Annotated in this window: 23 protein-coding genes and 1 pseudogene; 3 read left to right on the top strand and 21 right to left on the bottom strand. The window is 55.2% G+C overall.

The window, feature by feature from the left end:
• Positions 1 to 113 precede the first annotated feature (113 nt).
• A complete protein-coding gene (locus HNEAP_RS03695) occupies positions 114 to 695 on the top strand; it encodes a hypothetical protein (protein WP_012823615.1) in 582 nt (193 codons plus the stop codon).
• Between the two features lie 12 nt (positions 696 to 707).
• On the opposite strand, the gene hda is transcribed toward HNEAP_RS03695, so the two are convergent.
• A complete protein-coding gene (hda, locus tag HNEAP_RS03690) occupies positions 708 to 1,409 on the bottom strand; it encodes a DnaA regulatory inactivator Hda (RefSeq protein ID WP_012823614.1) in 702 nt (233 codons plus the stop codon).
• A gap of 40 nt (positions 1,410 to 1,449) precedes the next feature.
• Positions 1,450 to 2,541: an AI-2E family transporter gene (locus HNEAP_RS03685; RefSeq protein WP_012823613.1), complete on the bottom strand. Its 1,092-nt coding sequence runs from the start codon at positions 2,539 to 2,541 to the stop codon at positions 1,450 to 1,452.
• Between the two features lie 212 nt (positions 2,542 to 2,753).
• Here HNEAP_RS03685 and HNEAP_RS03680 point away from each other — a divergent pair, with 212 nt between their 5' ends.
• Positions 2,754 to 3,662, top strand: coding sequence for a DUF58 domain-containing protein (locus tag HNEAP_RS03680; protein WP_012823612.1), 909 nt, complete (start codon positions 2,754 to 2,756; stop codon positions 3,660 to 3,662).
• Positions 3,659 to 5,665 (top strand): transglutaminase TgpA family protein, encoded by a 2,007-nt coding sequence (locus HNEAP_RS03675; RefSeq protein ID WP_012823611.1) that lies wholly within the window; start codon positions 3,659 to 3,661, stop codon positions 5,663 to 5,665. Before HNEAP_RS03680 ends, HNEAP_RS03675 begins: the two co-directional genes overlap by 4 nt.
• Before the next feature lie 172 nt (positions 5,666 to 5,837).
• Here HNEAP_RS03675 and HNEAP_RS03670 read toward each other — a convergent pair whose 3' ends face one another.
• The 19 genes and pseudogenes from HNEAP_RS03670 to fliM form a co-directional block, all read right to left on the bottom strand.
• Positions 5,838 to 6,272, bottom strand: a complete 435-nt coding sequence (locus HNEAP_RS03670; protein WP_012823610.1) for a DUF2802 domain-containing protein — start codon at positions 6,270 to 6,272, stop codon at positions 5,838 to 5,840.
• Positions 6,269 to 6,784 carry a chemotaxis protein CheW gene (locus HNEAP_RS03665; protein ID WP_012823609.1) on the bottom strand — a complete coding sequence of 172 codons (516 nt, stop codon included), beginning with the start codon at positions 6,782 to 6,784 and terminating at the stop codon, positions 6,269 to 6,271. Before HNEAP_RS03665 ends, HNEAP_RS03670 begins: the two co-directional genes overlap by 4 nt.
• Before the next feature lie 20 nt (positions 6,785 to 6,804).
• Positions 6,805 to 7,674, bottom strand: a complete 870-nt coding sequence (locus HNEAP_RS03660; protein ID WP_012823608.1) for a chemotaxis protein CheW — start codon at positions 7,672 to 7,674, stop codon at positions 6,805 to 6,807.
• A complete protein-coding gene (locus HNEAP_RS03655) occupies positions 7,671 to 8,525 on the bottom strand; it encodes a ParA family protein (RefSeq protein WP_012823607.1) in 855 nt (284 codons plus the stop codon). The genes HNEAP_RS03660 and HNEAP_RS03655 overlap by 4 nt, the downstream gene beginning before the upstream one ends.
• The gene (locus tag HNEAP_RS03650; protein ID WP_012823606.1) at positions 8,522 to 9,574 is read right to left on the bottom strand and encodes a protein-glutamate methylesterase/protein-glutamine glutaminase; all 1,053 of its coding nucleotides are present in this window, start codon (positions 9,572 to 9,574) and stop codon (positions 8,522 to 8,524) included. Before HNEAP_RS03650 ends, HNEAP_RS03655 begins: the two co-directional genes overlap by 4 nt.
• Positions 9,575 to 9,578: 4 nt before the next feature.
• Positions 9,579 to 11,738, bottom strand: coding sequence for a chemotaxis protein CheA (locus HNEAP_RS03645; protein ID WP_012823605.1), 2,160 nt, complete (start codon positions 11,736 to 11,738; stop codon positions 9,579 to 9,581).
• Between the two features lie 41 nt (positions 11,739 to 11,779).
• On the bottom strand, positions 11,780 to 12,526 hold the full coding sequence (locus HNEAP_RS03640) for a protein phosphatase CheZ (protein ID WP_012823604.1): 747 nt from the start codon (positions 12,524 to 12,526) through the stop codon (positions 11,780 to 11,782).
• A 109-nt stretch (positions 12,527 to 12,635) separates the two neighbouring features.
• Positions 12,636 to 13,022, bottom strand: a complete 387-nt coding sequence (gene cheY / locus HNEAP_RS03635; protein ID WP_012823603.1) for a chemotaxis response regulator CheY — start codon at positions 13,020 to 13,022, stop codon at positions 12,636 to 12,638.
• 295 nt (positions 13,023 to 13,317) lie between these two features.
• Positions 13,318 to 14,037, bottom strand: coding sequence for an RNA polymerase sigma factor FliA (locus tag HNEAP_RS03630; protein WP_012823602.1), 720 nt, complete (start codon positions 14,035 to 14,037; stop codon positions 13,318 to 13,320).
• Entirely contained in the window at positions 14,037 to 14,867 is an 831-nt protein-coding gene (locus HNEAP_RS03625; RefSeq protein ID WP_012823601.1) for a MinD/ParA family protein, read from the bottom strand. The genes HNEAP_RS03630 and HNEAP_RS03625 overlap by 1 nt, the downstream gene beginning before the upstream one ends.
• Positions 14,868 to 14,921: 54 nt before the next feature.
• A complete protein-coding gene (gene flhF / locus HNEAP_RS03620; RefSeq protein WP_012823600.1) occupies positions 14,922 to 16,379 on the bottom strand; it encodes a flagellar biosynthesis GTPase FlhF in 1,458 nt (485 codons plus the stop codon).
• A gap of 53 nt (positions 16,380 to 16,432) precedes the next feature.
• Positions 16,433 to 18,561: pseudogene (gene flhA, locus HNEAP_RS03615) on the bottom strand (flagellar biosynthesis protein FlhA).
• A gap of 33 nt (positions 18,562 to 18,594) precedes the next feature.
• Positions 18,595 to 19,734, bottom strand: coding sequence for a flagellar biosynthesis protein FlhB (gene flhB / locus HNEAP_RS03610; RefSeq protein ID WP_012823599.1), 1,140 nt, complete (start codon positions 19,732 to 19,734; stop codon positions 18,595 to 18,597).
• Entirely contained in the window at positions 19,734 to 20,510 is a 777-nt protein-coding gene (gene fliR, locus HNEAP_RS03605) for a flagellar biosynthetic protein FliR (RefSeq protein ID WP_012823598.1), read from the bottom strand. The genes flhB and fliR overlap by 1 nt, the downstream gene beginning before the upstream one ends.
• 4 nt (positions 20,511 to 20,514) lie before the next feature.
• A complete protein-coding gene (gene fliQ, locus HNEAP_RS03600) occupies positions 20,515 to 20,784 on the bottom strand; it encodes a flagellar biosynthesis protein FliQ (protein WP_012823597.1) in 270 nt (89 codons plus the stop codon).
• Positions 20,785 to 20,826: 42 nt separating this feature from the next.
• Positions 20,827 to 21,651: a flagellar type III secretion system pore protein FliP gene (gene fliP, locus HNEAP_RS03595; protein ID WP_012823596.1), complete on the bottom strand. Its 825-nt coding sequence runs from the start codon at positions 21,649 to 21,651 to the stop codon at positions 20,827 to 20,829.
• A gap of 10 nt (positions 21,652 to 21,661) precedes the next feature.
• The gene (fliO, locus tag HNEAP_RS12185) at positions 21,662 to 22,264 is read right to left on the bottom strand and encodes a flagellar biosynthetic protein FliO (protein WP_166635974.1); all 603 of its coding nucleotides are present in this window, start codon (positions 22,262 to 22,264) and stop codon (positions 21,662 to 21,664) included.
• Between the two features lie 38 nt (positions 22,265 to 22,302).
• Positions 22,303 to 22,722 (bottom strand): flagellar motor switch protein FliN, encoded by a 420-nt coding sequence (gene fliN, locus HNEAP_RS03585; RefSeq protein ID WP_012823594.1) that lies wholly within the window; start codon positions 22,720 to 22,722, stop codon positions 22,303 to 22,305.
• Positions 22,723 to 22,762: 40 nt separating this feature from the next.
• The gene (gene fliM, locus HNEAP_RS03580) at positions 22,763 to 23,806 is read right to left on the bottom strand and encodes a flagellar motor switch protein FliM (RefSeq protein WP_012823593.1); all 1,044 of its coding nucleotides are present in this window, start codon (positions 23,804 to 23,806) and stop codon (positions 22,763 to 22,765) included.
• Positions 23,807 to 23,809: the final 3 nt, after the last annotated feature.

Below are 23,809 nucleotides of genomic sequence, written 5' to 3'. Positions count from 1 at the left end.
GGTTGACGTTCAGCCTGCTGTCAACCGATTCTCGAACGCCAGATCAACTGGCTTTTTTTGACCGCCGCAAGACCACCATAAGTAGGTCCGGCACGTTAGCGAGCCAGACCTTCATGGAAAAAAATGTCGACGAAATTCGCGCGCGTATTCGCGGCCTGCAAGAAGAGCTCGAAGCTGAATACCTCAAATCCATCGAAGCGTTCGAGGAAAGACGCGCCCATCTGGCAGAGGAGTTTCAGCAGCAACAGAAGCGTTACAAAATGGGGCTACTGCAATTTATTATCAAGACAAAACCCCTGACGTTACTCACCGCACCGGTGATCTATCTTGGCTGGATTCCTTTCTTCCTTCTTGATTTATTCGTGACGCTTTATCAGGCCATCTGTTTCCCGGTTTACGGCATCCCCAAGGCACGCCGCTCGGCGTACCTTGTCTTCGGGCGCGAAGACTTGCCCTACCTGAATCTGATTGAAAAATTCAATTGCCTGTATTGCTCTTACGGCAATGGCGTTGTTGCCTACGCACGCGAGGTCGCTGCTCGTACGGAACAATACTGGTGTCCGATCAAATATGCCCGACGGATTCGTTCTGCTCACGACCGCTATCCCGAATTCTTCGATTATGGCGATGCCGAAGCCTACACAAAGGGCTTGGCCCGTTTGCGGAAGTCTTATGATGAAGAGCAACTCAAGTGAGCTGAATTGAACTCAGGGAAAAAGTACCGAGCGAACAAACGGAATCGTCAATTTCCGCTGTGCACTCAATGAGGCGTGATCGAGATCCTGAATGATTTTTAGCAAGCTACCCAGATCCCTCGGGCTGCGCTGAAGCAAATAGACCGCGCTTTCGAATGGCAAATCGAATCCCCGTTCCTGGGCCTTGCGCCGCAATAGCTCGATTTTTTCCGCCTCATTGGGCGCGTGAATCAGCATCGTGATACCCCAGCCCAGACGCGACAACAAATCAGGCAACTGGAACCCGCAGGCGGCAGGCGGCAGGCTGGCCGTCATCAACAAGGGGATTTCCTGCTCACGCAAGCGGTTGATGAGATCGAACAACAGAAACTCGCCCTGATCATCGCCAGCCAGCGCATCTACGTCATCCAGAACCAGTAGATCGATATGAGACAGATTCATATGATCGAGTTGAGATGGGTTTTTCTTCACGTCGATGTAAGCGGCTGATCGCCCCTGCTGGCCCGCATAGAAGCAAGCGGCTTGAGCCAAATGAGTCTTGCCACAGTTCTGCGCACCATGAATGAATAGTTGTGCTTCCCCCCGCCCGAGCGCAAGCTGAGTGATCAAGGCGCGCAAAAGCAGGTTTTCGACACCGATGAACCCGTCAAGCGAATGCGGTGCATTCAGCGCCAGATCCAACGGTATCTGCTGCATCTTGCCGGAAGTGTTCATAGGGGACGCTCAGAAGCGTTTTCCTGAATAGACAAGGGGATCACTCTGATTTTTCTGCCCAGGTATCCTTCGATGGGGCCAACAACACCTTGACCTTATCCGCGTCCTCATAGAACGGGCTTTCGCGGTACCGTTTCAACGCATGGCGACCGAGCACGACAAGAATGGCCGAGACGGGTAGCGCCAGCAGCACACCAAAAAACCCGAACAACACGCCGCCCGCCATCACTGCAAAAATGACCGCTACCGGATGCAAACCGATGCGTTCGCCCACGAAACGCGGCTGCCAGAGGATACTCTCCAGTGTTTGCCCGATACCGAAGACCAACAGCACCCAAAGTAATGGCGTGAACTCGCCCGTCTGGATGTACATCGCGATCAAAGCGGTCGTGATGCCGATGACATTGCCCAGATAGGGCACGAAGCTGAGCATCCCCGCCGCCATGCCAATGACCACGCCAGTTTCCAAGCCCACAATTGTCAGGCCGATGGCATAGGTAATCCCGTTCGCGAGCATGACAGCCAATTGTCCACGCAAAAACCCGCCGAGCATTTGGTTGGATTCCTGCGCCAGCGCCACCCATTGCGGTTCCTGTCTGCGCGGCATCAGTTCTTGTATCCTCTGAAGTAAATGCGGCCAGTCACGCAACAGGTAAAAGCCGATCACGGGAATCAGGATCAGATTCATCATGGAGAGGACAACAGCGCTCCCATTGCCGAAAACAACGGTAGCGCTTTTCGCCAGCACACTGCCGATTTCCTGCGCGTGCTGAACCGTGAGCTGCGTCATCGAATTCAGATTGATATCGAGGCCCAATTTAGCGTTGATGTAGGGAACCAGTTGATCCTGAAGCATCGCAAGCAGTTTTGGAAATACGGAAATCAGTTTGACGGCCTGATTGATTACCACGGGCACCAATGCCAGTCCCGCCAATATCATCACCAGCAGAATGACGAAAAAGACCACCGTGGTGCCCAATGTACGGTTAATTTTCCAGCCGACCATCCGTGTAACCAGCGGGTCGAACAGATAAGCCAACACCACACCGGCCAGAAACGGGGTCAGAATAGGCGACAACAGGTACACGATGTACATTGCCAACGCCAGACCAACAATTACAATCCAACGCATGTGCTGACTCCTTCCTTAAACCCGTTAGCTGATCTGTTCAGCATGAACGATCGCTCATCCCAACTGGTGTTGAACCCAGATTTTAACAGCAAACCATGATGACATCGGCATGAAGTAAGCCCATCAAATAACACCAGTCGGCTAGACTACAACCAGATTGACCAATAAATCGACTCTGTGGCATCGAATTAAGGAACCGCAAGGATTATTTGATGGCGAGCACTGCGAAAATCCGCTTAAGACCCAACAAGATCGGCTTTGGGTTTATCGCCCTGTCAATCGCCATGCTGCTCGCTGCGATCAACTATGGCAATAATCTGGTCTTCTTCATCAGCTTTCTGCTTCTGGCCCTGATGGGCAACAGCGCATGGCAAACCCGCCGCCACCTCAAAAGCTGCCAAATCCAGCTACTTAACCCACCCGCGCGTTTTGATGGCGAAATCGGCATGTTGCCGGTTCAAATTGAAAGCAGTATCAACAACCCGTCGATTCTGGCTCGGGCCGGTGAAGCTGAGCCCCTCACGCTAAACCTGAGCGCTGGCCGCACGGAGCTGGTCGAACTCGCCCTACGCCCAATGCCTCGTGGCCGCTATGCGGCCCCGGACGTCATCCTCTCCACCCGCTACCCCATTGGTTTGTGGACCGCTGAAACCCGCTGGGTTTCATTACCGCACTGGCAGTGGATTTATCCCAAACCTGTGGGCGAAGCGCCTCTGCCCACCAACTTGCTGCCTGCCCATGCAGAGGATCCAGACGTATCGCTGCAATCCGGTGACGATCAGTTCGACCACCTCCGAGCCTATGTGTCTGGCGATGCCTTGAGCCGGATCGCGTTCAAGCACTACGCCCGATCGGGGCAAATGGTTACCCAGCACTGGCAGTCCAGCGAAGCCATACACGACGAGATCATCCTTGATTACAGTCAGTTGTCCGGCAGTACGGAAATGCGACTACAACAATTGACACGCTGGATTTTGTCGCTTGCCGCAGACCACCGTTCGTTCACACTTAAACTTCCTGGCATTGCGGATCGACAAGGCGCGGACTCAACCCATGTCACGCATTGTCTCGAAGCCCTGACCCTGTTTTCCCCCGCGCACAACCCACGCCACCCGTCATGAACAGCAAGATGCAGCCACTGGATCGTCCCCTGGGTATTGTGATTGCGCTCGCCATCGCCGATCATCTGCCCCATATGCCCATATGGGCCATACCTCTAGTGTTGCTCGGGCTGGTCTGGCGTTTCCAACATGAATGGCGCGGCTGGCCCTTACCGACTCAACCCCTGCTCATTTTGCTGGCCATCGTTTTCAGCTTGCTGGTGCTGTTTACCTACCAGAGCCTTTGGGGGCGGGATCCCGGCGTCACAATGCTCACGCTCGGTGCCCTGCTCAAACTCCTCGAAACCCGGCAACTGCGGGATCAGTTCGCTCTGCTGCTGTTGGGGTTCTTCCTGATCGTCAGTCTGCTGCTCTTTGACCAAGGCATATTCACCGCCTTGATTTCCCTTGGTTTGTTCGCAGGCCTAGTCACAGCCTGGATTGGTATAAGCAACCCGAATATCCGCCTGATTAAGCCACGTATCAAAGCGGCTTCGGGCTTGATGCTGGCCGGTTTGCCGATTGCCCTTCTGCTTTTTTTGCTTTTTCCTCGTCCGCCCGGTGCCTTATGGGGCACCAAACAACCGACGACGGCACAGGCCCGAACAGGGTTGTCTGATCAGCTCACCGCAGGCGAATTTGAGCGACTATCCACCGATCCAACACCGGCATTTCGTGTCCACGTTAATGGCGCAATGATTCCGCCTCCTGAGCGCTATTGGCGGGTGTTGGTCATGAGCGATGAGACAAACAACACTTGGCATGCGGATATCCCCAATATTTTCCGCCCCGTGCGTGCGCCAAATGTGCGCGTTGACCCGACCAGTGCCGTTGAATACACCGTCACACTGGAACCGTCAGATCGCCGGTTTTTGCCCACGTTGGCCATGGCGACGGTACTGCCGCGGCAATCCGTTCTGAGTGATACCGGCAGTCTGTTTTCGCTTCGCCCACTGAACGATCGTTATCGTTACACCGTTACCTCGGCGATACGTTACCACCTCGATGAACGCCGATTATCAGCCGACACCCGCGAACGCAACCTGGCCTTGCCCACAGGTGACCCCAAACTCAAGGCACTGGCAGCCCAATGGAAGGGGCTTGCCCCGCTCGAAATTCGTGACCGGGCGTTGAATTACTTTCGCTCGCAAGGATTCAGCTACACCCTCACGCCGGGCAAACTGCCCGAGCAAAACCGAATGGACACCTTTTTGTTCGATACCAAACGCGGTTATTGCGAACATTACGCCAGTGCCTTCACCTTGCTGATGCGTGCCGCCGGTGTTCCCGCCAGGATCGTGACGGGTTATCAAGGGGGCGAAGTCAACGGCGATTATCTGCTGGTGCGTCAAGCCGATGCCCATGCCTGGAGCGAAATATGGGTCAAAGGCGAGGGGTGGATACGCGTCGATCCAACCCAAACAGTTGCCCCGGAACGCATTACTGACGGCATCGCACAAGCCGCACAACAAGATGCCGCTTTGCCCGCCTCGCTGCGCCGTGATGACAGCCTGGCCCGTCAATGGTCGTTACTGGGCGATCGGGTTGAAAACGACTGGAATCAGTACGTTCTTGGGTACAGCGGCAGCACTCAAACCGACCTGCTGCAATGGTTTGGTCTAGAAAAAATCAGCCAGTGGGGAAGGTTTGGATTTGCTTTTATTATCGTCGCAATCGCATGGATCCTGATCTTCGGCTTCTGGCGGCATCTTAGCCGACCGGAAAAACACATGCCGCCCGTTGATCGCGCGTGGTTCGCCGTCGCGACCGCGCTTTCCCGATTAGGCATTACGCGTCAACCGGGAGAAACCCTGCAAGCCTACTGCCGGCGGGCGGAACAGTCCTTGCCCAATCACGCGGCAGCAATCAGACAGACCCAGCAGTTGATTTCTCAATGGCGATACGCCCCCCGCTTCAGCAAACGCAGCCAAGCCCTAGCCGAAAAAACGGCACAAAACCTGAGCACACAGCTTAAGTGGTTGCGATGGCGGGAGAACGTGTTTCAGGGACGGAAAAGAAATTGATTGCGGGGAAGCTCGAAAAACCCGTCATTCCCGCGTAGGCAGGAATCCAGCGCCTTGATTTTCTGGGTTCCCGCTTTCGCGGGAACGACGAATCACGGTTATTTCGAGGGGCCCTACAGGCTGTGCAGCTAGGATTAGCTTATCAAGAGGACTCCGCGAGCCCGCCAAGGCCTCAACCTGCCCTTGTACCGGCATTGGGTTGATTAATACGCAAAAGCAACTGCGCTTCGCTTTCGGATAGACCAAAATCGTTGATGAGTTCCTGCAACGTCACCCGGCCTTGCGCACTGAGACGCAAGGCATGGTCGAAACCGCGTTCGGTTGAATCACCGGTGGCAACACTTTCAAAACGCGTTTCTACATGCTCCAACCGTTTGGCCTGCTGGACAAGTTTTTGGTCGAAACCATCCATGTGCCGCCCCAAACCGGCCAGTGCAGATTCAATCGAACCTTGTTCGTTCTCGATTCGCTCCATCCGGGCCTGTAACCAACGGGCGTTGCTGGTTTGCGCCTTGAGCACGGACTGAATACGTGCAATTGCAATCAGAGAAACCAGAGCCAGAACCAGAGCGGCGGCGGCCAAACCGATCAACCAGTATTGATTCATTTTTCACCGAGATCCGATAATCCTTTGAGATCGACAAGGATAATCAATTTGTCGTTACCTTTCTCGGATTGCTGAGTCACCACACCAAGAATGTGTGACGAACCCTCGTCACTACTGGAGCGTTTGGCCTCTTTTACGAGCTCCTCGTCCAGTGCGATTACTTCGGCCACGCTATCGACGACAATCCCCGCCACTTCACCGGAACGCAACTCAGCGACCATGATGCGGCTGTCATCGTCAAACGGCTTTTCAGGCAAAGAAAAGAAAATGCGCGCATCCAGAATCGTCACGACATTACCGCGAAGGTTGATGATCCCCCGAATGGCCGGATGAGCGCCCGGGATCGGGGTGATTTCTGCGGCACGCAAGACTTCCTGCACATCGAGTACATTCAATGCATAGGTTTCATCGGCCACGGTAAAAGAAACCCAGCGCGTGACCACGGTCGGGCCCTGCTCCAACCCCATGTCATCCAGATGGTCTTCCATTCTGCTGTAATCGTTCTGGCTCATGATTCACTCTTCCTATAGGTTCAACGCGAGGCATTCAACGCAGATCGCAGGGACTCGACGGCAAGAAATGCCACGCCCGCAGCACGATTGACACCCGCTAACCAGGGGCGTCCGGCATCACGTTCACTTGCATCGCGCCAACTCGTCCCAGCCTCATCCCATGTCAAGTCGACTATCTCAGCGCCTACTCGAACACCCCATAACCCCTGCGCACCCAGCAGAACGACTCGCGAATCACCCGTCACTTTCGGCAGCCAGGCATCAAGCGACAGAATCATTCGTGATCGATCCTGAAACCGAACGGCACCGGCCACATTGGCGGGCGCTCCCGGAATCGGGCGCAAGGATGCACCGTCAATAATGTCGAAAATTTCTGTACTCGGCAGCGCTACCTTGAGATGCCCAAGGGCAAACACTTGCCAGCCTGATTCGAGCTTTGGCACGGCTGCACTGACAACTTCTTCGGAAGCTTCAGCAAGAGAAGCAGAAACAGGCGCCTCGTCTTCTTCGGCCAATTCAATAGATTCTTGGGCCACCATTTCCAGCGACAGCGCATCAGAAGACGGTTCTTCTGGTTGTGGCAAGCTCGATGTCTGTTGTGCTGCCACCTGCTCATCAATCACAACTGTTTTATATTTGGATAGATCAACGAGCGACAGGCCAACCGGACGCTTGATCTGCTCGAAATCACCCATGGCGTCATCAGACAAACCGTCGTCGTAATGATCAACCACATCCGTGGCATCGGTTGACCAATACGGCTCGCTCTCGGGATCCCGGAGCAATCCGTCGAGATAGGCATCAATCGCGGCATCCTGATCTGCAAGCCCGGTAAATTGTTCATGCCCGGAATGAGAGCTTGAATGAACGCCTGTGTGATGAGTTTTCATGGCAGCATCCCTTCCGCCAGAGCATTCGCGGCGACAGGAATGTTGTCCGACCCGGGCCGCGCTGCTGCCTTGCTTGATGCAGGGTTGGATTTGAGCAAAAGTGCCAACAAATTGGCATAAGCCAGGCTGCCGCGACTTTCCGGTTGCAAATAGGACAAAGGCTTACCAAGACGACTGGCTTCACGGAACAGCGTGTCGATGGGAACAAATTCAGACCAAACCGACCCGTGGTATCGATCCTGCAAAACCTGCAATGTGTCGCGAGAAGCACGCGTACGCTGATCGTACATGGTTGGGATGATTAGATAGTCCAGACGGATTTTGCGTGAACGCTGCACCATACCAAGGGTCTTTAGCATCCGCTCCAATCCCTTGAGAGCAAGAAATTCAGTCTGCACGGGAATCAACAGAAACTGGGCGGCAGCGAGCGCATTGACCATCGTTACACCCAGGATCGGCGGGCAGTCGATAATCACGGCATCAAACTGATCGCTCAGAGTATCCAGAGCACGCTTGATCACCAATCCCATGCCTTCTTGTTTACCCAATTGACGATCCAGCGTCGCCAAGGCGGTAGCCGCAGGCATGAGGCTGATGTTCTCAAATGCGGTGGGATGAATCACGCGAAGCGGGTTGAGCACGGTGCCTTCTGCCGCGGCCTTGAACAACGAGTACACACTCGCCCCGGGCGCATCCGGCTCCATGCCGAAATAGGTGGTCATCGAACCGTGTGGGTCGATGTCAATCAGCAGCACTCTTTGTCCACGCTGTGCGAGCAAACCTGCCAGAGAAACACTGGTTGTGGTTTTGCCGACACCCCCTTTTTGATTCGCTACGGCCCAGATATTCATCGCACACTCCTCAAGATGGCCGCACCCACTTCTTTGAGCGGCAACACAGCCTCGGTCAAACCGGCCTTGGCCACGGCGGCGGGCATGCCATAAATCACGCTGCTGGCCTGATCCTGCGCCCAGACATGGCCGCTGGCTGCTCGGATCGCGCGCGCACCCTCGGTGCCATCATCGCCCATACCGGTGAGCACAACGGCCAACACATCCGATCCGGCCGCCTGAGCAGCCGATTGAAACAAAAAGTTGACGCTGGGGCGAAAATTCTCGCCAGCGGCAGGTTCCCGTTCAGAAAAAACCAACGTGCCCGAGCGCAGATGAACCTCACCATGCTTTCCTCCGGGGACGATGTAGGCCGTCCCAGCGACCAGTGGCGCTCCATCTTTAGCTTCAACGACATTCAATGCCATGCTGCTATTCAAACGACTCGCAAACGGGCCGGTAAATGAAGCGGGCATGTGCTGGGCAATCACAATGGGCACGGGGAAATTGGCCGGGATCTCTTGCAGCACGGTCTGCAAAGCGGCCGGGCCGCCGGTAGAAGATCCGATCACAACGAGCCCACGACGACCGATAACGCCTTGTTCCGCATGACGTGGAGCAACAGTGGCGGACCCACGCGCAGCCGATTCGGCCACAATCGCTTGGCGCTGTTTACGCGCCGCCAAAAGACGCAGCCGGGTAGTGAGCAGACGGGCACCCTCGCCCAGAGCTTCCTTGGCATCGCTCGAGCTTTTGGGATAGAAATCGATGGCACCGGCATCCAAAGCCTCCAGCGTTGCCACGGCACCGGCTTGGGTCAGCGAAGAGAGCATCATGATCGGCGTAGGGCAGCGATTCATAATCTCCCGGACGGCAGAAATACCATCCATGATCGGCATTTCCACATCCATCGTGATGATGTCGGGTTTGAGCTGGCAGGCTTTGAGAATTGCTTCGCGACCATTGGCGGCCTCACCAACAACGGTCAAGCGATCATCTGCCAAAATTAATTCCCGCAACGCACGGCGAAAGAAGACCGAATCATCAACAATCAGAACGCCGAAAGCCATGATTCTAGGCCACTACCTTGAGCTTGGGTTTCGACCGTGCCGGAATATGGCGACGCATCAAGCCCGGCAAATCAAGGATGAGGGCAATGTGGCCATCGCCCGTGATCGTCGCTCCGGCAAAGCCACCCACGTTATGCAGCAACTCGCCGAGCGGTTTGATCACCACTTCTTCCTGACCGATGACGGAATCCACCACGAGTGCGATTAACTGAGCACCGACCTGGACCATCACCACCAGATCGCTGGCATCACGGCCGGTTAAGGTTTCGCCACGGAGCGCCAGCCAATGATTCAAACGATACAGCGGCAAAGCACGATCGCGCACGATGATGGTGGCCTGACCATCGACCACATTGATCTCTTTATCGGCCATTTCGAAGATCTCGGACACGATACCCAGAGGAATCGCGTATTTACGCCCGCTGACAACCACCATCAAGGTGGGCAGAATGGCCAACGTGAGGGGCACCTTGATATTGATGGTCGTGCCCACGCCCTGTTCCGAGTCAATACTGATCAAACCCGACAGGCGCGTGATGGCTGTCTTGACCACATCCATACCCACACCACGGCCGGAAATATCCGAGATTTGATCCTTGGTCGAAAAACCGGGCAGAAGAATCAACTCGAAGCACTCCTGCTCGGATAACCGTGAAGCGGCATCTTGAGTCATCAGGCCTTTTTCAACGGCTTTGCGACGCAGCACTTCGGCATTCATACCGGCGCCGTCATCGCTGATCGACAGACGGATATGGTCACCTTCCTGAGCGGCGGAGAGCGTGACGGTTCCTTGAGCCGGTTTTCCCTGAGCTTCCCGAACGTCAGGCATTTCGATGCCGTGATCCACCGAATTACGCACAAGGTGAATCAACGGGTCGGCCAGCGCCTCGACCAGATTCTTGTCCAGATCCGTCTCTTCGCCGATCAGCACCAACTCGACCTGTTTGCCGAGCACCCGTGCCGTATCGCGCACCACGCGGGGAAAACGACCGAACACCTTCTTGACCGGCTGCATGCGGGTTTTCATGACCGCGCCTTGCAGGTCCGAAGTCACCATATCCAAGGTGGCGATAACCTGGGTCACTTCTTCGTTTTCGAAACTGAGCTTGAGCGTATTCATCCGATTGCGAACCAACACCAGCTCGCCGACCAGATTCATGATGAAATCCAACCGTTCCGTATCCACGCGCACGGTGGTTTCCTGTTTGGGCGCTTCTGCCACTTGTTGCGGCTTGTCTTTTTCCGGCGCCGGTTTGGCCTTGTCGACAGTCGCGGCTGTTGAAATGGGTTGGGCAGACGCCACGTCAACGGGTGCAGATTCGAGCGCCTTTTCGACTGTTTTATTCGCCGGGGCTGCCTCGGCTTGCGTCACAGGCACGCTGGTCGGCCCCTGCCCTTTTCCGTACAAGGAATCCAGCACACGCTCGAATTCTTCATCGGTAATCTCATCGCTCGCAGACGATGCTTCTACCGCCGACTTTTGCTCTTCAACTACCGCTTGGGGAGAAAACTGACCCTCACCATGCAAACGATCGAGCAGTGCTTCAAATTCTTCATCGGTAATCAAATCGTCGGCGGCCGAAGAATCTGTCTGAGCCTGAACCTGAGTTTGCTCTGCCGATTCGAGATCACGCAACATCTGATCGAATTCGGAATCGACGACCGAAGCGACCGGAGGCTGAGAGATATTCGGTTGCGCGACGGGTTCGGGCTTCACCTGGGCTGGCGGAGCGGCTGAAACAGTATTTACCCGGGATGGGGCCAACGAGGGTTTCTGTGAACTGGAAAGTGCCTCGATTTCCTTTAGAAAGGCCGCTCCGACCGAATCGGGAAACTTACCTGCGCGCAGGTTGGCAAACATGGTGTTGAGCGCGTCGAGCACCCGTAACATCACATCCATGATGGCGGGTGTTACTTTGAGTTCGCCGTTGCGCAACAGGTTGAAGATATCCTCGGCTCGGTGGCACACCTCAACCAACGGTGTTACTTCAAGAAAGCCGGCGCCGCCCTTGATGGTATGAAAAGCACGGAAAATGGCATTGAGCAGATCCTTATCGTCCGGCATCTGCTCCAGGCCCACCAATTGGGTGTCCAGTGCGTCCAGCAACTCACCTGCTTCAATCAGAAAGTCCTGCAACAGTTCATTGTCTGCATCGAATGCCATCGCCTAAATCCTCTGTGCGCTGCGCTAACGCTAAAACTCGGTCAAAACCCCAGACTGGCCAGGAGATCATCCACGTCATCCTGGCTTTTCACCACGTCTGATGACTCTTTGGGCAAAGCAGGCCCCGTGCCTTTTTGCAGATCTTCAGATGAATCACCACCTTTTTTCTGCCTATCGCCTGAAGTAATCTCAGGGCTGGTGAGATGCAGCAAACTCACCATTTTTGATTCAAGTTGTTCCAGCAGATTGATGACTCTCATCAACAACTGGCCAGACAAGTCCTGAAACTCCTGCGCCATCATGACTTCCGTCAATCGGCTTTTTAGCGCATTGCCGCTACCCAAGACCGAATCAAGATAGTCTGTAATGGTATGAATCACTTCAACCAGTCTTCGGTTATCGGCCTCCTTTTCTGCAACTTGAGCCAATTGTTGGTGCAACCGTTCGGATCGCTCGACAAGCCGTTCTGTCAACGGAAACGCTTCTTCAACCAAAGCCAGTGTGCGTGTTGCCGCTTGCTCAGTCAGGGAAATCACATACCGTAACCGATCCCGGGCATCGGGCATCTCAGCCTCAGCCATGCGGTCCAGACGCTCATCCAATGCAAACGCCATCAACGCTTCATGGACTTCACGCGTCATCTGCCCCACCTGCTCGAACACCGGCTGGCGCTGACCTGCGGTCAGGGCGGTCAGTTGATGTTCGAAATCGGCCTCGTCGCCCGACTCGACCGCGGCAAGCAACGCCCGAGCCTGATTCAGACGGACCCGTTTTTCTTCTTCATCCATTAGATGCATTCCTGAACAAACTCCGCTCTTCCAAACTTGCGATATCAGCGGGTAGGGTTAAACATGACAAGGCCGTGTTTACCGTCCGAAGCGAAAAAATTCGAATGGGTCAGCTCTGGACCCGTTCGAAAATCTTGTCGATCTTTTCTTTCAGGGTCGGGCCATTGAATGGTTTGACGACATAGCCATTCACCCCGGCTTGCGCTGCCATGATGATCTGTTCGCGCTTGGCTTCTGCCGTCACCATCAAAACGGGCAGGTTGACCAGCGCGGGGTCGGCGCGTACGGCTTTGAGCAAATCAATGCCTGTCATACCCGGCATGTTCCAGTCAGTCACAAGGAAATCGAACTTTCCCTGCTTGAGCATGGGTAATGCTGTCGTGCCATCGTCGGCTTCTTCAATGTTGCTGAATCCAAGCTCTTTCAGCAGATTTTTAATAATGCGCCGCATGGTGGAGAAGTCATCCACCACGAGGATTTTCATATTCAGATCCATTTATATGGCCTCTATGTCATCAGGATTTTGGTGAATCATGCGTGTTGTCGGCAAAATACGCCAATTGTTTAATGGGTACCTTGAAAAACCTACTGCGCTGTCCGATTGCTGCGTCGCGTGCTCGTTAACGCGCAGCTGGCGGCAGCCCGCGCCTCGCCTATCTACTTGATATGTCTCGTTGCTCACTGGACGCCTCGCTGGCGCAAGCCCGCGGCTTCTTGCACTCGAACATGCTAACGCGGAGCTGGCGTCAGCCCGTGACGGTTTTTCGAGGTACCCAAATTTTAAGGCCGGATTAACGCCAATCTTTCAGTGAAGATTTTAAACGCAAGATAGCCTTGTTTTGAATCTGGCAAACGCGTGATTCAGACACCCCGAGTACCGCACCGATTTCCTTTTGATTCAACTCATCGACGTAGTAGAGCGACATCACCAGTCGCTCGCGTTCAGGCAATGCTGAGATGTGCTCAGCAAGGTCTTCATGGAAACGCTCATGGCTCAGATATTGATCCGGTTGATCCCGGTGATCGGCAACATCGATGGTTTCGTTGTGATCTTCTCCCCCGGCGTCGAGTGGAGCAAGGCGCACCTGAACCGAGTCGTTCAGTGCTTCGTAATAATCATCGAGGCTGATACCCAGGAGTGCGCACACATCGGCATCCTTGGCCTCGCAACCTGTGCGCGTTTCGATTTCGTGCACGGCCTGAGAGATTTCCCGATGACGCCGATGGACCGAGCGGGGTGCCCAGTCGTTGCGACGCACTTCATCAAGCATGGCGCCACGAATGCGGATGCCGGCATAAGTTTCAAATGATGCACCTTGAGCGGCATCGTAATGGTTAGATGCCTCGAGCAGACCGATCATACCCGCCTGAATCAAGTCTTCCGCCTGAATATGGTCGGGTAGCCGGTTCATCAAATGGAATGCGATACGTTTAACCAACCCTGCGTGTTCGGCAACCACTGCTTCGGCACCACCACGCTGCACATCGGTGTACATGGCTCGCACATTCATTAGAGGGCTTCCATATCCAGCTCAGACTGAATCAGTCGTTCAATGAAAAATTGAAGATGTCCCTGCACGCCATGCGGCTCGGGCCAGCGGCCGATCTGATCAGCCATTTCGACGAAAGCACGAGACGACCGCGCACCACCAAAAACTTCAATGACTGGCTTCTGACGCTGAATTGCACGACGAAGATACTCGTCGAAGGGCACTGAACCTAAGTGGATCAGGGTCACATCCAGGAAACGACTCGCCGCCGCATTAAGCTTTTCAAACAAACGTCGCCCCTCAGTCGTATCACGAACCATGTTAGCCACGACCTGAAACCGTTGAACCCCATGATCGCGCGACAACACTTTGATCATGGCATAGGCATCGGTGATCGATGCTGGTTCATCGCAGACAACGACGACCACATCGTTCGCGGCTTGCGCAAAACGAATCACAGAATCGGCAATGCCGGCTGCAGTGTCAACCACCATGATGTCGGTCGGTCTTTGCAGACCAGCAAAAGCATGGATCAAACCGGTATTTTCGGCAGCGGACAACTCCGCCATGTGCTTGATTCCACTGGATGCGGGCAAGACACCAATGCCTTGCGGCCCTTCCAGCAGAATATCGTCGAGCGAAGCCTCGCCAGAAAGCACGTGGCTGAGATTTTGATTGGATTTCAGTCCCAGCAACACGTCCACGTTGCCCAACCCCAAATCGGCATCCATCAAAAGTACCCGATGCCCTCGGCGAGCCAGAGCAACAGAGAGATTGACCGACACATTGGTTTTCCCGACGCCGCCTTTGCCGCTGGTCACCGCGATCACGCGTACAGGTTGGTTTTGCATGAATCTCTGCCTGAAAATGATGGTCAGGTCTCATCGAGAACCTGACGCGAAAAATTACGCCCCGACTGACCAGGAAGCGGGTTGGCTGGCGGAATACTCCGAATCGGCGCGTGCCCGTTCGCCCTGACCCAGTTCGATGGCCTGCTTGATCAGATCGGCCGTGGACGGATACCACAAGTCTTCCGGCACCCGCTGACCGACACCGGTGCAAACCAACGGCAACCTGCCGTGAATCAAAGCGGCCAACGCGCTACCGAGCAAGATAGTCTCATCGAGCTTCGTCAAAATCATACCCGCAAGCGGCAATACTTGAAAACGGTTAATCGCATCGGTCATTGCGCTGTACTGCGCCTGAGCCGACAAGACCAGCAACACGTTCAGCCGCTCATTGATGACCGGCAGTTTCTTCAGGGCATCCATCATGTGCATGTCACGCGGGGACATGCCCGCCGTGTCGATCAATACCAAACGCTTGGACGAAACCGCGGGCAACAATTCCGCCAGATGCTGCTCGTCGCGAGCAACATGCAGGGGGATATTCAAGATACGCGCGTAGTTACGCAATTGCTCCTGGGCACCGATTCGGAACCGATCCGTGGTGATCAGTGCAACAGAATCCCGCCCGTGGGCAAGGACCGCCTGCGCCGCAATTTTGGCCAGTGTGGTGGTCTTGCCCACACCGGTCGGCCCGATGAATGCAAACATACCGCCTTGCATGAAGGCACTTTGCGCCGGTGCGCTGATGTTTTCCCCCAGTGATTTGAGCGCGGCGGATAAAGCTCGATCCGGCTCCTGTCGTGCGGCATCCTGCGCCAATTTCTTGGCCAATCCTTTGGGGATACCCAGCGTTTCCAGCCGCTCGCAGGTTTCCAGTTCTGCCGGGTGAGCGGCACTGTACCGGTGCCATTCCAGCACGTCGAGCTGGCGCTCGAACAGCGCACGCAACTGACCCACTTCGGCCTTGAGCTCGTTGAGGGCTTCGGGCGACTTGGTATCGGAAGTTTCGCGCCAATGACCACGCAAATCTCGCGGCTCGGCTCGTGCCGCTGAGGATTGTGCCTTGCTGGAAGAGTTGACTTGCTTTGAGTCATTGAACTCGGCCAAGGCCTCGGCAAACGGATCCTGAATCGGTTCTGCCGCCGAAGATGGACCGGCGGGCACTTGCGCGACCGCTTGTTCCGCCACCGAAAGCTGTTCTTGCATTTGCCGCCGCTGACGGGCTGCCAATAAATCGGCGGTCACTTGATTGGGTTCAGTTGCAACGGCGGATTTTTCCAAAGGAAACCGTGAAAGCGGCGCCAAATCAACCGGAGAACTGCCTGCCACCCGATATGGCGCCTGTCGACCCGCATCACGGCGAATGGCTTGCTCATCAAAATCGATGGCCGCAACCAACTCCACACCCTCCGGGCAGGGGCGATTGGACAGGATCACCGCGTCGTCGCCAAATAATTGACGAACCTGCCGCATGGCCTCCCGCATATCGCCTGCAATAATTCGCTTGATCTTCATACCCTAGCTCCCTCTCGTTTGCTGCCAACGCCGTGAAACTGCTGCGCTCACCGTTAAGCGACCGCTCGCTGGTTTCCGACACTGGCCACGACCTTGATATCTTTGTTGTCCGGTATTTCGTTGTAACTCAATACATGTAACTGTCGAATGGAGTAACGCACCATTCGTGCCAACCAGCTACGAATTTGCGGTGCCACCAACAAAATTGAAGGCTGCCCTACCTGTTCCTGCTTTTCTGCCGCTTCACGCAGGGATTGATGCAGGCGCTCGGCCAGACCCGGCTCGATACCCGGCGTGCCGTCCTGAGCACCATTGGGCCGCTGAGTCGAGTTGAGCAAAAGCTGTTCAAGCTGCGGATCGAGCGTGATGACCGGCAGATTGGGCGTTAGGCCGTTGATGTGCTGAACAATCATCCGCCCTAGCGCGATTCGCACAACTTCAGTTAATTGGGAAACATCTTGCGTGTGCTGCCCGTGACGGGCCAACGTTTCGGCAATGGTTCGAATGTCGCGAATCGGCAACCGTTCTTCCAGCAGGTTACGCAGCACCTGAACGATCATGGTCATGCCGAGCGTTTTCGGCACCAGATCCTCGACCAGCTTGGGCGCGCCTTCTTTCAGGGTATCAATCAACTGTTGCGCTTCTTCATAGCCGAACAGATCGGCGGCGTTCTCCGTGAGAATCTGCGACAAATGCGTGGCGATGACGGTGGCGGGGTCAACCACGGTGTAGCCCATGGCTTGCGCATGTTCCTTGGTATTGCGCTCAATCCAGTACGCTTCGAGCCCAAAGGCCGGGTCGATGGTCTTGATGCCCGCGATCGGACCGGAAACCTGACCTGGATTGATGGCCATATCCCGGTCTGCATAGATTTCTGCCACGCCCATCGGCACCCCGTTGATGCTGATTCGGTATTCACCCGGTTTCAGATCGAGGTTGTCTCGAATATGCACGGCAGAAACCAGAAACCCCAGATCCTGCGATATTTTCTTGCGCACGCCCTTGATCCGCGGCATCAGTTGCCCGCCCTGATTGCGATCGACCAAGGGGATCAGGCCGTAACCCACTTCAAGCCCGATCACATCCACCGGCGGCACATCTTCCCAGGTCAATTCTTTCAGTTCCGGTTTTTTATCTGGAACCACCTGCTGCTGGGCTTCTAGCTGAATCTTTTCCTGCTTTTTGCGGGCAATCAGGTAGGCACCAAAGCCAGCGAGCGCGGCTAGCGTCAAAAAAGCGACATTTGGCATACCGGGAATAACACCCAAACCCGCCATCAGCCCGGCCGCCACACCCAACACGCGCGGATCGGAAAACATCTGGGTTTGAACCTGCTTGCCCATGTCCTGCGATGAAGCCACTCGCGTCACGATAATGGCGGTGGCAGTCGAGATCAAAAGTGAGGGAATGGTTGCGACCAGACCGTCACCGATGGTCAGCAGAACATAGGTTTGTGCGGCCTGCCCAAACGGCATCCCGTGTTGCAGTACGCCAATAAGCAGACCACCGAATACGTTGATGAAGACGATCAAAATCCCCGCGACCGCATCCCCGCGTACGAACTTGCTGGCACCATCCATCGAACCGTAGAAGTCGGCTTCGGAGGCGACTTCTTCACGCCGGAGTTTTGCCTGTTCCTGATTGATGATGCCTGCGTTCAGATCCGCATCAATCGCCATTTGCTTACCGGGCAAGGCATCCAAGGTGAATCGCGCGGTTACTTCGGAAACCCGGCCGGCACCCTTCGTGACCACCACGAAGTTGATCAGCATCAGGATGATAAACACGACGATACCGACCCCGCGTAGTTGCCGCCGATGACAAACTCACCGAACGAACTGATGACGTGACCGGCTGCATCCGGGCCATTCTGGCCGTGCAGGAGCACAACGCGTGTGGAGGCGACGTTCAAGGCTAGTCGCAATAAGGTCGCCATGAGGATGACGGTTGGGAATACAGCGAAATCCAGCGGCCGCATCACATAGATGGTGACCATCAGGATCACGATGGACAGCGTGATATTGAAGGTGAATAGCGCATCGAGGGCCAGTGGCGGCAGAGGAACGACCACCATGGCCAACAGCATGACGATAATCAGCGGCGGGCCGATGCCCTGACCGCGATAGCTGCGGATACCCTGCCCCGCCGAGCGCCAGTCCAGTGATGCCAGTAATGCCTTCATTTCTTATCCTTATTTGGCCAAAATCTCTGTGGCTTAAACGCTTGGGCGACCATCCGGCCCAGCGCGGAATTCATCCGGAACCGATGGATCCGGTCGTTCCGGCGGTGCCGATGCGCCCTTCATCTGGAACACATAGGCCAGTACTTGGGCGACGGCGACATACAGGCCCGAAGGGATTGCGTCACCCACTTCCACATGAGCAAACAAGGATCGTGCCAATTGAGGCGACTCAAAGAGCGGAACATGATTGGCATTGGCGATTTTTCGGATCGTCATGGCCATCTCATCCGCCCCTTTGGCGACAACCATCGGGGCAGCATCTGAATTCGGCTGATACTTCAATGCCACCGAGAAGTGCGTCGGGTTGGTAATGATGACATCGGCGGTCGGCACGGCTTCCATCATGCGGCGTTGAGCCATTTGTCGCTGTAACTGCCGAATCTTCTGCTTAACCTCCGGCTTGCCTTCCACTTCCTTGTATTCATCGATCATTTCCTGGCGGGTCATCCGCAGCCCCTTTTTGTATTCGTACATCTGGAACGGCACGTCGATCATCGCGACAACAAGCAACCCCAGGGACAAACCAAGAAATGACCAACTCAACAACGTGCCGGCGCGCGCCAGACCGGCTTCCAACCCCATCAAACCCAAGCCGACAAAGTCCTTTTCCATTGCTTCGAACAGGCCGATCGCGATTGCTGCAATCAGGAAAAACTTGGCCAAGGTTTTGAGCAACTCAACCAATGACTTCATGGAAAACATGCGCTTGAATCCAGATAGCGGATTCAGACGATTGAATTGGGGCGCCAGAGCCTGAGTGGAAAAATTCCAGCCGCCGACCAAAAGCGTCGAAGAAACAGCCAGCACGACGGCAGCCAGAAAGAAGGGCAACAGGGCAAGAAAGCCTTCGGAGAAACTCAAGGCGAGACGATGAAACATCGTCGCCGGGTCCATGATCTCGGCACGGCTTAGCGTGAAGGCATGGCGGAACATTTGTTCAAGACGGGAAAGCATATGCCCGCCCATCACCAGAAAAACAATCGCAGAACCTGCCGTCAACGCCAGAGAACCCAGCTCACGAGAGCGAGCTACCTGCCCTTTCTCTCGTGCTTCGCGTAGGCGTTTTTCACTGGGTTCTTCGGTTTTTTCCTGACCGTTCTCGTTCTCAGCCACTAAGGTTGCCTCAACAGATCACTAATGAATTGCAGTGTCTGTTGCAGGAAGTGTTCCAGAATTGGCACCCAGGTCGGGCTTGAAACCAGAATCAGGAAGAAGCCGATAAGCAAAGTGGCAGGAAAACCGATCGAAAAAATGTTGAGCTGCGGTGCGGCGCGCGTGATTACGCCCATCGCCAGATTGACCATCAACAGGCTGATAATGACCGGCAAGGCAATCAAAATGGCGTTGATAAACATGGATTGCCCGAAACCGACGACACGCCAGAACGTTTCTGGCGAAAGCCCCACCGGCGCAATCGGCAGCCAGACGAACGAATCCGCCAGCATTTTGACGATCAATGCCGGGCCATCGAGCGAGATAAACAGCAAGGTGGCCACCACCGTGAGGAACTGGGACACAATCGGCACGCTGACGCCGTTTTGCGGATCGACCGTTTGCGCGAAGCCAAGCCCCATGCCCAATGCCATGGATTCACCGGCGACCACAAATGAACTCACGATCAACCCCAGGACAAATCCCATGGTGACGCCGATGATGATCTGCTGCGCCACCAGCAATATACCGGCTACTGATAATGGGTCGATCGTAGGGACGGGGGGTAGCGTCGGCGCAATGATGAGGCTGAACACCAGGGCGGCGAGAATGCGCCAGCGCTTGGGCACACCCCGCGCGCCGAATATCGGCACCACCATCAGCAATGCAGCCACCCGGACAAGGACCCAGACATAGCTCCCCACCCATCCCATGACTTCCGCTAAGGAAAGTATCATGGCATCAGCCGATCAGCCCGGGAATTCGATGGAACAGGTCGGTGGTGAAATCAACCAGCAGGTGCAGCATCCACGGACCTGCCAGCAATATGGCCAGAACCACCGCGAACAGCTTCGGGATGAAGCTCAAGGTCATCTCGTTGATTTGCGTCGCCGCCTGAAACATACCGACCAACAACCCCACCGCCAGCGCGGTCAACAGAATCGGCATGGACAGCAACAGGATGATGACCATCGCCTGACGGGTAAGATCGAGAACGGTATCCGGGCTCATCTATCTCTCCTAAAACCAGTTGTTGCAGTGAAGGCAGGTTCCCTAACTGCCAAGAGGTGCACCCATATAAAAGCTCGACGCCAGTGTGCCCATGATCAGCGTCCAGCCATCCACTAGGACGAATAGCATGAGCTTGAAGGGCAAGGACACGATCATGGGTGAAAGCATCATCATCCCCATCGACATCAGGACCGACGCCACGACAAGATCGATGATCAAAAAGGGAATGAAAATCAAAAAACCAATCTCGAATGCAGTTTTCAGTTCCGACGTGATGAACGCAGCCATCAGTACGGTGTACGGCACATCCTTTGGCGTCTCAAAGGCCGGGTAATGACCAATGTTCTGGAACAATGCGATATCCGACTGGCGGGTCTGGTTGAGCATGAATGTTCGCAGAGGTTCCGCCGCTTTTTCGATGGCAACATTTGCCGTAATTTTCTGATCCATATAGGGCTTGATGCCCTCGTCATACGATTTCTGAAACACCGGCGCCATGATGAACAGCGTCAAAAAAAGCGCGAGGCCGATCAGAATCTGGTTCGATGGTGTTTGTGTCAGCCCCAACGCTTGGCGCATCAGGGATAACACGATAATGATCCGAGTAAACGAAGTCATCAGCAGCAGCAACGACGGCAGCAAAGTCAGCACCGTCATCAACGCCAGAATCTGCAAAGTCAGGCTGTACTGGGTTTGAGCGCCGTCTGTCGTCAGCGTGACCGCCGGCAAACCCGGTGCGGCCATCGCCTGAGTCACCGCAGGCGCGGCGTGTGCCAGATGGGTGGTGCAGAGAAATAATCCTGCAATCAACAACAAGAGCCACCCGAAACGCGATGCAGGTAGTCGGCTCATCTTTTCGTTGCTCATCGGGCATTTCTCATTGGCTGCTTTCCCGTTTTACGTCGGAAGTATCCACCGTTCCACCCGATGGCGGGCGCTGAGACATATTATTTTTCATCAGTTGCGCGAAAGCCCCTTCGAGCGGGTTGGATTTTGAAATCGTATCCGGCGACAAAGGCGGATCGACCCAACCCAGCGGTTCGATGTGGCCTTGCGAGACGCCCAGCAGCATCTGTCGGTCACCAACCGCAATCAGCAGGACGCGCTCACGAGTGCCCACTGGCATTTGCGCGAGGACATGCAACGGGTAACTGCCGGCGCGTCCATTGAAACGTCCCGTCCGCTTGAGCAACCAGACGACGACAAACATCAGGGCGAGCACGATCACCAAACTGAAAACAAGCTTCAACAGATAGCCGGAACTTAAGGGATCGAATAACTCGGGTTTAGGGCTGGTGGGGCTGGCTACTGATTCAGCCGCATGGGTTTGTGCCGGTGTTGCGGATGCCACGTCGGCGGCCAACGCGGCACTGGGATTGCCGAACACCAAGGCCAAGCCAAGAAAGATCATGGGCAGAGGCAATCGCCATTTAGCATGGAAATAATGACGCAACCACCCAGCGAAGGAATCGTCACGCATCAAGCCAGCCCGCTGCAGGCAGAACTCATACATCCGACTCAACGCAGCTTTCTCAGACGCTCGGCGGGACTGATGACATCGGTCAGGCGTATGCCGAACTTCTCGTTTATTACCACCACCTCACCTCGGGCGATGAGGGTGCCGTTGACGAGCACATCCAGCGGTTCGCCCGCCAACCGATCAAGTTCCACGATCGAGCCCTGATTGAGTTGAAGCAGACTCCTGATATTCAGACTGGTGCGGCCGATTTCCATGGAAAGCGTGACCGGCACATCCATCAACACTTCTAGATTAATGGGGTTTTCTGTGCCGTTCGATTTGCCGGCCGACTCGAACTGATCCAGCGGGGGAACCGTGCCCCCAGACTTGGTTTGGCCAGATTCCACCTCGGCCTGTTCAGCCATCGCCGCAGCCCAATCGTCCATGGAATCGTCAGTTTGTTCGGTATTTTCTGCCATGTTTCTATCCTTAACGTTATGTCACGCGCTCACGACGCGATCAATCGGTAGATTCGTCACTCTTGTCTTTGTGCTTGTTACGGAGCAATTCATTCGGCCGGACGTTGCGCTCAAGGCGTTCCTTGACAGGCGATTGAATCCGAACGGATTTATTGCCCCGATGAACGCCCAGTTTTCCTTGATACAACGGCAGCCCCTGGGCCGTAAGAACAACCTGCTCGGGCATCTCGAAAGGCAGTACATCGCCAACTTCCATGTGTGCGATATCGGCGAGGGACATGCGCATTTCACCCAACTGGGCAACCAGTTCGATATCTGCCCGGCCCAGTTCCCGCTTGAGCGCTTGGGTCCAACGTTCATCGACTTCAAGACGATCACCTTGCATGCCGCCATCCAGCAAATCCCTGATCGGTTCGATCATCGAGTACGGCAATACGATGTCGAACTTGCCGCCTCCGCCTTCGACCTCGATCCGGAAGCTGTTCACCACAACGACCTCGGTACCGGAGACGATATTCGCCAATTGCGGATTCATTTCATGGCTGACGGTCTGGATATTCACCGGATAAACAGGAGTCCATGATCGCTGAACTTCGTCGATCGCCTGTTCCAATACGCGGGTAATGACGCGCAATTCGGTCGGGGTAAAATCGCGCCCCTCGATTTTGGCGTGCATTCCGAATCCGCCGAAGAAATTATCCACGAGCTTGAATACGAGTTGCGACTCCATCATGAACAGCCCGGTACCCTTCAGGGGGCGGACATGCACAAGCGTCAGGGAAGTGGGGACATAAAGCGCATGAGAGTACTCCGAGTACTTCATCATCCGCACGCCTTCAATGGAGATATCGACCGTGCGCCGCAACATGGAGACAAGACGAATACGGAAGTTTCGGGCGAATCGTTCGTTCAGCATTTCCAGGGTAGGTAGCCGACCGCGAACAATGCGTTCCTGCGTGGTCAAATCGTAGGATCGGGCCTCACTCGGGTCACCGACCCCTTCCTCAGTGGCCACATCGCCTTCGTCCACGCCGTTGAGCAGCGCGTCGATTTCATCCTGCGAAAGCACATCCACACTACTCACGCG

The organism is Halothiobacillus neapolitanus c2, assembly GCF_000024765.1.
Classification (GTDB): Bacteria; Pseudomonadota; Gammaproteobacteria; order Halothiobacillales; family Halothiobacillaceae; genus Halothiobacillus; species Halothiobacillus neapolitanus.
Note: the sequence above shows the minus strand (reverse complement) of the source record. Positions and strands in the feature narration are given on the sequence as shown.